At 44.6% G+C, this 12,256-nt stretch carries 9 protein-coding genes; 1 reads left to right on the top strand and 8 read right to left on the bottom strand.

Translation table 11 applies throughout. The features are described from left to right. Nucleotides 1-122 precede the first annotated feature (122 nt). The 5 genes from HMPREF1535_RS24675 to folB all read right to left on the bottom strand — a co-directional run bounded on the left by HMPREF1535_RS24675 (nt 123) and on the right by folB (nt 4,731). Nucleotides 123-812, bottom strand: coding sequence for an HAD family hydrolase (locus tag HMPREF1535_RS24675; RefSeq protein ID WP_046147939.1), 690 nt, complete (start codon nt 810-812; stop codon nt 123-125). Next, entirely contained in the window at nt 812-1,456 is a 645-nt protein-coding gene (locus tag HMPREF1535_RS24670) for a MarC family protein (protein WP_010800468.1), read from the bottom strand. The genes HMPREF1535_RS24675 and HMPREF1535_RS24670 overlap by 1 nt, the downstream gene beginning before the upstream one ends. A 171-nt stretch (nt 1,457-1,627) precedes the next feature. Continuing rightward, nucleotides 1,628-2,869 (bottom strand): PNGase F N-terminal domain-containing protein, encoded by a 1,242-nt coding sequence (locus HMPREF1535_RS24665; RefSeq protein ID WP_046147938.1) that lies wholly within the window; start codon nt 2,867-2,869, stop codon nt 1,628-1,630. 6 nt (nt 2,870-2,875) lie between these two features. Then, entirely contained in the window at nt 2,876-4,312 is a 1,437-nt protein-coding gene (locus HMPREF1535_RS24660) for a monomeric [FeFe] hydrogenase (protein ID WP_046147937.1), read from the bottom strand. Nucleotides 4,313-4,368: 56 nt separating this feature from the next. Then, nucleotides 4,369-4,731, bottom strand: a complete 363-nt coding sequence (gene folB, locus HMPREF1535_RS24655; RefSeq protein ID WP_010800470.1) for a dihydroneopterin aldolase — start codon at nt 4,729-4,731, stop codon at nt 4,369-4,371. Between the two features lie 88 nt (nt 4,732-4,819). On the opposite strand from folB, the gene HMPREF1535_RS24650 reads away from it, so the two are divergent. After that, nucleotides 4,820-5,200, top strand: a complete 381-nt coding sequence (locus HMPREF1535_RS24650; RefSeq protein WP_007654145.1) for a bactofilin family protein — start codon at nt 4,820-4,822, stop codon at nt 5,198-5,200. Nucleotides 5,201-5,233: 33 nt separating this feature from the next. Here the strand turns inward: HMPREF1535_RS24650 and HMPREF1535_RS24645 are convergent, their stop codons facing one another. The 3 genes from HMPREF1535_RS24645 to dnaA form a co-directional block, all read right to left on the bottom strand. After that, nucleotides 5,234-7,927 (bottom strand): 4-alpha-glucanotransferase, encoded by a 2,694-nt coding sequence (locus HMPREF1535_RS24645; RefSeq protein ID WP_046147936.1) that lies wholly within the window; start codon nt 7,925-7,927, stop codon nt 5,234-5,236. Nucleotides 7,928-8,014: 87 nt separating this feature from the next. Next, complete coding sequence (locus tag HMPREF1535_RS24640) at nt 8,015-10,558, bottom strand: adenosylcobalamin-dependent ribonucleoside-diphosphate reductase (protein ID WP_007654147.1); 2,544 nt, start codon at nt 10,556-10,558, stop codon at nt 8,015-8,017. Between the two features lie 254 nt (nt 10,559-10,812). Beyond that, nucleotides 10,813-12,210, bottom strand: coding sequence for a chromosomal replication initiator protein DnaA (gene dnaA, locus HMPREF1535_RS24635; RefSeq protein ID WP_046147935.1), 1,398 nt, complete (start codon nt 12,208-12,210; stop codon nt 10,813-10,815). Nucleotides 12,211-12,256: the final 46 nt, after the last annotated feature.

Here is a 12,256-nt window from a genome sequence, read left to right as displayed (position 1 = left end):
TGCTTTACATATCCGAAAGTTTAACCTTACATATTTGTAACGTATATATTACATATTTAAAAGTCATAACAAAAGGGATTAATTGTCAGGACCCAAAAGGATAAAACCAGTAATGAACCGGCTTAAGGAAGCAGAGAGATAATATCCCACAACGAATCGACAGTAAAGAACCGCGGGTTTACGACAGGCTCATCCACCTTTTCATGTTCCCAGGTGGTGTGGTAAGGAATATGAACGGCATAACTGCCAAGTTCCAAAGGCGGGAGGATATCAGAACGGACAGAGTTGCCAATCATCAGAAATTCTTCGGGACGAATATCCAAATGCTTCAACAGCAGACGGTATTCACGGTCGGTCTTATCGCTCATGATCTCGACGTGATGGAAAAGATGCTCGATACCCGAGCGGCGCAGTTTCTGTTCCTGGTCGAGCAAGTCGCCTTTGGTCACAACAATCAGACGGTAACGGCCAACCAACGCATTCAGTGTCTCCTCCACTCCATCCAGCAGTTCTACCGGCTTGGTGAGTTGTTCCTTTCCCAGGGCCAGGATTTGCTCCAGTACGTTTGCCGGGACTTTACCGCCGGTGATACGGATAGCCGTTTCCAGGACAGACAAGATATAAGCCTTCACCCCGTAACCGTAAAGAGGCATGTTACGACTTTCCGTGCGGAACAGTTCAGTCGAGACAGTTTCGCCGTCTACATAGGGAGCAAGCAAAAGACGGAGTTTTTGCTCCGTCTCCAGAAAATAAGTTTCGTTTACCCAAAGTGTGTCGTCGGCATCGAAGCCGATCACCTGTATTCCTTCCATTATAAATTAGCTTGTTGCAATATGTCAATCATTATTGGTTTGAAACCGCTTACAAAACATTCCACGGCAATAACCATCAGGATAAGTCCCATCAGACGCATCATCACGTTGTTGCCCGTCTCACCCATATATTTGTTCAGCCGAGTGGATGCCCGGAGGATCAAGAAGGTGATAAAGTAGACCGAAGCAATCACGCTTACCAGCAATATCTTCTTTATCAGCGTATTCGCATCTTCCATCAGCATGATACCGTTGGCGATTGCACCGGGGCCGCAAAGCATCGGGATGGCTAGCGGGGTGATAGAGATATCGTTCACATACGTCTTTACCTCTTCATCCTTCAGTTTTGCCTTGGAATAACGTGCCTGAAGCATGTCGAATCCGATGGTAAAGATAATAATACCGCCGGCAATACGGAAACCGTTTGTAGAGATACCAAAGAACTTGAACAGGAACTGCCCCGAGAAAGTGAAAACCATCAGAGTGATAAAAGATACGATGGTGGCACGGCGCACAATGGTTTTGCGTTCATCGTCACTCATCCCGTTAGTCATCGTCAGGAAAACCGGCATAGTACCCAACGGGTTTGTCAGGGTAAAGAAAGAAGTGAAGCACAAGAGGGCAAAAGGGAGTAAGGTATCCATAATATGCTAGTTTAAAGTTATTTCATAACAAAGATCAAGCGACTGATGGTAACTGTTTCCCCTCTTGAGAGGGGATAAGGGGTGTGTTATAGTTCTGCCTAAACACTTGCTTTAACACACCCCCTGCCCCCTCTCAAGAGGGGAACAGTTACTCCTGTCACTAAATTGTTTCTATTCATCCCAGACTAAATAAGCAGATACCAACCAATGGTTCAATTTATTGCCATCTATCTCCTGAGCTTCGGGGATGCTTACGGTAAATGTGTGTTCGCCCGGTTGGATATCGGTCAATTCGACCTCCTCAGGCATCACATCGGAACCCGGACACCAGTTGGAACGGGAAAAATCGGAAGAAGCGACAGGCTCTTCCACTTCTTTCTCCGCATATCCTTTCTCTCCGATATAAGAGGCCAGACGTTTCTCCAACCACACGCCCGTTGCCGGATTGAAACGGCGGAAAGAGGCACAGTCATTACGCCACGGGATAAAGTTCAGCACTTCTTTGCCATCCACAGAAACAATATTGCGCTTCTGTACAAACTCGTCGCCACCACTATGACCACCATGTCCGGTAACGATATATTTCAGACGCACGTTCTTTGCTCCTTCCGGAACGGTAAAGCCGGTCGACACATCTTTACGGGCAAAAATATCAGGATAAGACTGACCGATATAGTAAACCGTATTCATCAACGGTTCCACATGTCTTTTAGGCAATGCGTCACAGGTTATATCCGATTCGTCCACATCAATGGTAACACTGGCAATATATCCTTCGGGAGTCCAGGTATCGATAAAGACACCTACATAAGCCCCGCCTTCCAGTAAAGGATACAGGTCGGTGATATTCTGCTCCCAGCTCACACTATCGGCCCACTGGTCGATATAAACAGGCTTGCGTTTGCTACTCAGGCTATCGTCTGCACTGCTGTAATGACCGACACCAAACGGGGTCATAAAACGCATCAGTTCGACAGTCGGTTCATAATCCTCACCGGAAACAATACCAATCAAGTTTTCCAATTTCGTACTGTCTACTGCGGGGAATTGCTTCTCTCCTTTTGCTATGTTCAGCAAATTGATAGCCGACTCTTTGGGGAGGATGAAGCAGGAACCGGACTTATCCCAACGGTCACCGTTGGAGGCGATTGTTACTTTCAGGTTCACGGAGACATTGCGTTTATAGTCGGGCAATGTAACCTTCTTCAGGATGATACGTCCGTTTACCAGATGGTAGATACTATCTGCTCCCGGTTCACTGTAACCGGCATACTGGTCCGGGGCGAACTTCACCGGAGTGTCGTGAAATACCTGCACGGAATAATCTCCCATCGCCGGTAATTCCCGGTGGCCGCATGCTGTCAACAGCATCGCACCGGCCAATGAGAATGATACTAAGATTTTCTTTGTCATTGTTGTTTAGAATTTAGTAAGTTCCTTAATCAGCTGCTTCTGTCCGGTTACTTTATCGGCGTGGATACAAGGGCCGGTTACACACCCGCCTTCGCAGGCCATCACTTCGATAAACTGTGCCGGAGCCTTTCCCGTCTTAGCATAAGCACGAAGCAGGGCGACGTTCTTCTTTGTCAGGTTAGCTACCTGTACGGCATTTACCTGTTCTTCTTTCAGATAGACTTTCACGGCATTTATCACACCGCCGCTCTGGGCAAAGCCATGTGCTTCACGCACGGAATTATAGAGGACGGAGAACGGTTTCGCTTCTTCCACCTTTATACCCAGGCCTTCCAGCACCGAACCGATTTCCTCGAAAGTCAGCGTAAAGTCGACTGCCGGGTCCATCTTTACTTCTTTACGTTTAGCAACACACGGGCCGATGAAAACGACTTTGGCGTCCGGATGTTTTTCTTTCACGAGACGGGCCGTATAATACATCGGGGAACCGGTTGAAGAGATATATTTCTTCAGGTCCGGAATATGTTTCTCTGCCAGCTGGACATACGACGGGCAACAGCTGGTCGTCATGAACGGTTGTCCTTCTTCCAGCTTTTCCTTCAGTTCTTCCGCTTCCCGGCGGGTCGTTTCCATCGCCCCCTGGGCGACTTCCACAATCTCCTCAAATCCCATTGCCTTAATCGCTCCGTACACACTTTCCACCGGTGCACTGAATTGTGCCAGGATGGAAGGGGCCACGATGGCAATCATCTTCTCCTTATTGCGCAAACGTTGCAGTATATCAAACACTTGTGATATTTCGAAGATAGCACCGAAAGGACAGGCATTGATACATTTACCGCAGTAGATACATTTTGATTCGTCGATATGCTCCACGCCGTATTCATCTTTGCTGATAGCCTTGACCGGGCAAACTTCTTCACAAGGAATCGGTATATAAACAATTGCATGGTAAGGACAGTTCTGGTGGCATTTGCCGCAACTGATACAAGTGTCATGGTCAATCCGCGCCTGTCCGTTCTTTTTGAACTGGATGGCGTCTTTCGGACAGTTCATATAACAGCTACGCGCCACACAACCACGGCAGAGGTTGGTAATTTCATAGTTTACCTGTACACAGGAGGAACATGCTTCATCCACCACGCACATCAGGTTCTCTTTCTTGTTTTCCGAACGAAGCAGCACCCGTTTAGCATACTCGGAGAGCGGTGTCAGTTCGTCAACTTCGTCCTGCATATCAAAACCCAGAAGAGGAAGTGTCTTGTATTTCCATACGGCACGTTCCTTATGTACGCAGCAACGGCCTATTACTTTCGATTTACGGGGACTCAACTCTATGGGCAAACGGTCAATCTCGTCGAGCAGACGATTTTCCTTCCAAAGTTTAACTAACTTCGCCATCAATCCGTGGCGGACAATCATTACGTTGTTGGTAAATGCCATGGTGCTTTGTTTATTTGTGCTTTAAAAATGCAAAGATAGAGAAAGTTATCCAAATACTAACCGTAGCTCTCCCTTAGAATTATAGAGGCGCTGTAAACATCGCCCCCAAAAGGCGGGTTCAACTTGGAGAGTTTCAGTTCGATAGCCAGAAGTTGCGGAAAAGTATCCTTCAAGGCTGCCAGGATACGTCCCGCCGCATGTTCCAGTAATTTGGAAGGGATAGCCATTTCACGCTTTACAACTTCGTAGACAACGGCATAATTTATCGTATCTTCCAGGTCATCGCTGGCTACCGCCTTTTCAAGGGGAGCCGTCAATACAAGGTTTACCACAAACGTATTGCCGACACGTGTCTCCTGCGGGGAGACCCCATGACAGGCGTAAAATTTCATGGTTTCCAGTTCTATTTGTACTGTCATTTTTCGTTATTTTATCTGTAAAAGTAGATAAAGTAAACCTTTCTGCAAAAAAATAGTCTATATTTGCGATTAAGCAAACAAACTATTTATGATGGGAATAAAACAAAAAGATGAAAACTCTGCCGGTGGCCTACATAACACCCTCGCCGCCGGAACAAACGTAAAAGGTAATATTATTACAGAAACCGATTTCAGATTAGACGGACAGGTAGATGGCGACATCAATTGTAGCGGAAAAATCGTAGTCGGTCCCAAAGGACGTGTAGTAGGCAACATTATTTCTACCAATGCCGAAGTCCTTGGCGAAGTGGAAGGTTCCGTACGTGTCACCGAAAAACTGGTACTGAAAGCTACCGCAAATATTAAAGGAGACGTGTTTGCCCAGTCGCTGGAAATAGAGCCGAATGCCCGTTTCAACGGTGTTTGCAACATGTCATCCGATATGACAAAGAAAACAAAAGCCCAGTAATTTACCGGGCTTTTTACTTTTATAGACTGTTACTTATTTTCTTCCTGAGGCAACAATCAGTTGCGCAACCTTATCATTAAACTCCTCTTTTATCAACAGACTTTCCAGCGGTATATGCATCCGGTAGCACCAGTAATGGTTTGAGTTGGCCGGGACATTGATTCGTTCGGCTTCGATGTCTTTCCTCTTCACCGTATCGTCAATAGCAAACCAATCCTGTAAAGGAATAATAGTCAGCATAGAGTTTGTTGCCAGATGGTTTGTGATAATCCGGGAGGCAATTTCCGATGAACATTCCCCGGGAGCCTGCCCTTCATAATGCAATACATTATTATAATAGCGCTGTATCTTTTCGCGGTCTTCCTTCCACCAGTTGCGGAGCGGTGACATATCATGGGTAGATGTAGTACAAACAGAATTATACGGCAGACTGAACAAATCGGAAAACTCCCGCTGAGGAGTCTTTGGCATCCGTTCAATCTCCAGGCTCAGAATCTGTAACTTGTTCATTACATCAGGTACCGATTCGGGAATCATCCCAAGGTCTTCCCCGCACACCAGCATATTGGTACTGCCCACTAAAGGAGTCAGCCGCTTGAATGCCTGTGCCTTCCAAAAGTCGTTATGACGGTGATAGAAGAAATCCCAATACAGCTGGTCGAAGGCATACTTTTCGGATGTATTCAATTCACTATATATATAGGAATGGCTGGCTGAAATACGCGGATGGAATTTTTCCTTTTCCTGTGGGTCACGCAAAAACAACACTTCATTGGCTATGGCAAACAATCCGTCTTTTATGCGTAAAGAGACTTCGTCTGTTTTCCCATCGAATATGGCTTCTATCTTCCGTTGCGTATCACAGAATGATTTCAGGACGAAATGATTGGATGAAGACTGTGCCAGATAAGTACCTTCTACCTCTTCTGCCAAATCGCCGAACAACTCGGGCAGGAACTTTCGGTTAATATGCGGTGTAGTAAAACGTGCTTCATTGAAAGTTAATCCGTACTGTTCAATCTCTTCCCGGGTAAAAGGCAAAGCTGGATTAAAATGTCCGCAAAGGCCTTGTATATAATCCAATGGGACTTCCCAGATACGGAAAAAGCCTAAGATATGGTCGATACGGAAACAGTCAAAATAGTCGCTCAACTTATGGAAACGTTTCTTCCACCAGGAGAAATGGTCTTTCTCCATAATATCCCAGTTATAAGTCGGAAATCCCCAGTTCTGTCCATTGACAGAGAAGTCGTCGGGCGGAGCTCCTGCCTGGCCGTTCATATTGAAATACTGTGGTTCTGTCCAGGCATCGATACTGGTACGATTCACTCCGATAGGGAGGTCGCCTTTCAGGACAATGCCATTCTTACGGGCATAGTCGGATACCGACTTGAATTGAGTATGTAATATGTATTGCAGGAAATAATAAAAGGATATCTCCGGATAGGCGCCGCTGTCTTCCGAGCAAAGTTCGCGTATCTGAGACTTATTATAGATTGCATTCTTATCCCACTTCGTAAAGTCGGAAGTCTGGTACTTCTCACGCAGATAACTGTAAGCGGCATAAGGCATCAGCCAGGATTGGCTTTGTTCAAAAAACTCATGGTATTCCGGACTCGACAGAATGGCTTGTCCTTCCTGACTGAAGAACTCACGGCAATAAGCCAGCTTATATCCTACCGCCGCTTCATAATCGACAAAATCTTTTGCATTCAGCTCTTCCTGTTTTGCCTTGTAGAAGGCAACCCTGTCTGCATCCTTCAGTTCGCCCATCAAAGGCAGGCTGATATACATCGGATGGAGCGCATAAACAGAAATGGCACTGTAAGGATAGGAATCCCTCCAGGTATGGCTCATCGTCGTGTCATTCATCGGCAACACCTGGATAATGCGCTGGCGGGTTTTCTTTGCCCAGTCAACCAACATACGGAGGTCTCCCAAATCACCGACACCGAATCCTTGTTCCGAACGTAAAGAGAATACAGGGATAACTGTCCCCGCACACCGCCACAACGGTAAGTTATCACGAAAAGACAGACCGGAAACCACTACTGTTTCTCCGAAATCCTGCGGAGGCAAGTTCAGCTTCCTGTTTTCGTCTTCCTCCCAATATAATGGTTGGTGTTTGTCATTATCATATACCAGGAACTTATATTCCAACGGATAAATGATATCATTGGCATCCAGGTCGATATGCCAGTCGGGAAAGGTATCGCAACTAAGTATCAACGCTTTATCCGGATGCCAGTTTCCCAGGCATTCCTGGTTTCCGGTGATGGCAACACTCTGCCATTTCTCCACCCGGGGAGCCGATATCTTGATTGTCAGCTTCTTTCCGCTCTTAACAACTCTTTCATATGTATTACAGGGATGTGCAAACAGACTTTTAGTAAAAGCCGACGAGTAGAATGCCAGATTAGCCGGACGTATCTGCCAGTAGTCATATAAAGTATAATGATTGGCATGTCCTTCAAATGTGACCTGATGATTTTTCTCCCACTCTTCAAATATCTGCTTATCGTTTATACTTAAAAAGTAGCGGTATTCTATGGTCTGTTGCGGCGATGTAAGTTCCAACTCCAGCTCAAGCTGCCAGTTTCCATCCCCTTTGTAGTTCATCTCTTTAGCCAAAGCAGGCTCCCATGAGCCAAGCTCCGGAAGAGACCCTACTATACATAACTTCTGTCCCCAAACGGTATGGAAGTTTATATTAAAGGTGACTTTCATGTGTATCAAATTTAGTTCCGGAGACGAAGGTATAAAAAATGCGGGGAAAATCCCCGCATTCCTATAAAAATATTTGTTATGTTACGCTTATCCACACTTTGAAGCTCCACAGTTCGTACAGATCAGACACCCTTCCTGATAGATAAGGGTTTCCAGACCACAGTTCGGACACACCTGTCCTTTTACTTCCGTACCATTCGGCAGATACTTCTTCAATGCACGTTCAACCCCATTCTTCCAGGTATTGATCGATTCATTGTTCAGTTCCATTCCCTGAACCAACTTGATAACCTGGTCGATAGGCATGCCGTAACGCAATACGCCGGAGATCAGTTTCGCATAGTTCCAGAATTCGGGATCAAACTTTCCGTCCAGACCTTCGATAGTCATCTTGTAACCACGCTTGTTCTTGAACTGGAAATCATAATGTTTCTTGCCGTCTTCATCATAACTCTTGATAATCGTTCCTTTGGATACATTCTTCGGCAACATGATACCTTCGTCATCATCGGCAAGACCGGTAAAGATCTCATACGGACGACCGTTCAGCAAACCGACAAAAGCGATCCACTTTTCGCGGTTGTTCTGGAATTTCACTACATCAGCTTCCAGTTCACGCGGACGGGTGGAAACAATCACCGGCGGTTGCATGCAATTACAATCATCTTTCTTCTCTTTTTTCTTTTCTGTCGAGAGCAGTACACCTGAACGGGAACCGTCACGGTAAACCGTACAGCCTTTACATCCGCACTTCCATGCTTCAACATACAAAGAATCTACCAATTCTTCCGATACGTCAGCCGGCAAGTTGATAGTTACACTGATAGAATGGTCCACCCATTTCTGGATACGTCCCTGCATCCGGACTTTCTGCAACCAGTCTACATCGTTTGAAGTAGCTTTATAATAAGGTGATTTAGCTACCAACTCATCAATTTCTTCCTGGGTATATTTCTTGATAACGGAATAACCGTTAGCCTGCATCCAGGTTACAAACTTATGATGGAATACGACATATTCTTCGAATGCGTCGCCGGTTTCATCCACAAAATCGACACGCGTTTCCGCATCATTCGGGTTAACCTTACGACGACGTCTGTACACCGGAAGGAATACCGGCTCGATACCGGAAGTCGTCTGCGTCATCAAACTGGTTGTTCCTGTCGGAGCAATAGTCAGACAAGCAATGTTACGACGACCGTACTTCAGCATATCTTCATACAATCCCGGATCAGCTTCACGCAAACGGTTGATAAACGGATTCTTTTCCTCACGTTTCGAATCATAGATTTCGAAAGCGCCACGCTCTTTAGCCATCATGACGGAAGAACGATAAGCCTCCAAAGCCAATGTCTTCTGGATTTCTTCAGCACACTCTGTTGCCTCATCCGTTCCGTAACGAAGTCCCAAAGCCGCAATCATATCGCCTTCAGCAGTGATACCCACACCGGTACGACGGCCTTGCAGAGTCTTCTTCTGTATCTTTTCCCACAAATGACGTTCCGTTTCCTTCACTTCCATTGATTCCGGGTCAGAATCGATCTTTTCAAGGATCTTCTCGATCTTTTCTGATTCCAGATCGATAATATCATCCATGATACGTTGTGCCAATGCTACATGTTTTTTGAACAGATCAAAATCGAAGTAAGCATCTTTTGTAAACGGATTTACTACATATGAATAAAGATTGATAGCCAGCAAACGGCAACTGTCGTAGGGACAGAGAGGTATTTCACCACACGGATTGGTTGAAACCGTACGGAATCCCAGATCGGCATATGAATCAGGAACAGATTCACGCAAAATAGTATCCCAGAACAAAACACCGGGTTCAGCCGACTTCCATGCATTATGGATGATCTTCTTCCACAAAGCAGCCGCATCGATTTCCTTTACTGTAGTCGGTTCATTTGAATCAATCGGATATTGCTGTTTATATGAAGTTCCGCTAACAACGGAATTCATAAAATCATCATCAATCTTCACCGAAACATTTGCCCCGGTAACTTTTCCCTCAGTCATTTTTGCATCAATAAAGGACTCCGAATCCGGATGCTTAATCGATACACTTAACATCAGCGCCCCACGACGACCGTCTTGTGCAACTTCGCGTGTCGAATTAGAATAACGCTCCATAAACGGCACCAAACCAGTAGATGTAAGAGCTGAATTTTTAACAGGAGAGCCTTTCGGACGGATATGCGACAAATCATGTCCCACACCTCCGCGACGCTTCATTAACTGAACCTGCTCTTCATCAATCCGGATAATTGCACCATATGAATCGGCTTCTCCGTCCAATCCAATAACAAAACAATTAGAGAGTGAGGCAATCTGGTAATCATTGCCAATCCCCGTCATCGGACTTCCTTGCGGAACGATGTAACGGAAATGATCAAATAGGTCAAAAAGCTCCTGCTCTGATAAAGGATTAGGATACTTTTTCTCTACACGGGCAATTTCACTTGCCAGACGGTGGTGCATATCCACGGGAGATTCCTCATAAATATTCCCGAATGCATCCTTCAAAGCATACTTGTTTACCCATACTTTAGCGGCAAGCTCGTCGCCCGTAAAGTAGTCCAGTGAAGCCTTAAACGCTTCATCGAATGTGTAAGTTTTATGGTTCACGATAATTACTGTATTAATAATAGTGCAAGTTTAAGAATACTTTATTTATTGACCAAATTATTAAACAACTAAAATCGAAAAGAATATCAGGTTTTCCAATTCATTTCATACCATATATGAAAATCAACATATTAACATTTCGCAAATCCAAAAATATTTTCCAAAAAGAAAACCACTAACATTTCCATGTTTCCCAAAACAGAAAAAGGATGCCATATAAAACGACATCCTTTCCACCTATATAAAATGATTTATCAGCTTCTTAATTTAACCTCGATCTCTTCAACAGACGAACGGAAAGACTTGCTCGTTTCCATCTGGTCCTTGATTGTTTTGCAGGCATGCAATACTGTGGCATGATCTTTCTTTCCTACAATCTTCCCAATATGGGAAAAAGAACAATCGGTATACTTTTTGGCAAGATACATCGTAATCTGACGAGCCTGCACAATCTCACGTTTTCTGGAACGCGTCTGAATGACTGCCTGATCCAGATTAAAATAATTACATACGATTTCCTGAATCATCTGAACAGAGAGCTGTTTTTTCTCCAGACGGACAGCCTGACTTACCACACGTTTAGTCAGAGGCAGATCTATTTCCTTATTATTAATAACAGCATTCGCCATCAATGAAACAAGGATACCTTCCAGGTCACGTACATTCTCAGTAACATTATTCGCAATGAAGTTGAATACCTCATCCGGAATAACAATACCGTCATGATTGATCTTATTCTTCAGAATCTTCTTTCTCAAATCAAGATCCGGACGGCTCAACTCAGCTGTAAGTCCCCATTTCAAACGGGTTATCAATCGCTCTTCCATTCCCTGCAAATCGACAGGAGCTTTATCTGAAGTAAGTATCAACTGCTTTCCCAGCTGATGAAGATGATTGAATATATGGAAGAATGTATTCTGAGTCTTATCCATACCGATCAATTCCTGGATATCATCCAATAGCAGAACATCGATATTCTGGTAAAAATTCAAAAAGTCATTCGTTGTATTCTTACGGATTGCATCAGTAAACTGAACACGGAACAGATGAGAGGAAACATACAACACCTTCTTCTCCGGATGGAGTTCACGGATACGGGTTCCTATGGCATGACACAAGTGTGTTTTACCAACCCCTGACGGTCCGAAAATAAACAATGGATTAAACGTCGTCTTTCCAGGATTCTGTGCAACAGCCTCACCTGCCGTACGTACTAACTTGTTGCTGGTTCCTTCAAAATAGTTATCAAAGTTATACTTGGGATTTAACTGCGGATCCAAATCCTGAGGTGCAGTCTGTACAAATGGATTAGGAGCCTTATTAGCATCTTTGGGAGTTATCTTCTTTACTGCTACCGAACCATTCTCTGCCGGATAATCTACGGTACCACCAGTTGTCTTATCTACCATAACACGGTAGTTAAGAATCGTACCCTGACCTATTACACGATATAATGTAACTTTCAATACATTTACGTATTTCTCCTCAAGGTATTCATAAAAGAACTGGCTCGGCACCTGGATCGTGAATTTATTATCCTCATAGGATAAAGGTACGATCGGCATGAACCATGTGTTAAAAGCGGCCTCCGGCACGATGTCTTTAATGACAGCGAGGCATTTATTCCACAATGTCTGATATTCAGTCTGCATGATTTATTACTCTCCCAACTATACTTTTTTTATTTTTCCGACTACA

This window comes from Parabacteroides goldsteinii DSM 19448 = WAL 12034 (assembly GCF_000969835.1).
Classification (GTDB): Bacteria; Bacteroidota; Bacteroidia; order Bacteroidales; family Tannerellaceae; genus Parabacteroides; species Parabacteroides goldsteinii.
The sequence above is the reverse complement of the archived record's forward strand: the minus strand, read 5'-3'. Positions and strand labels throughout refer to the sequence as shown.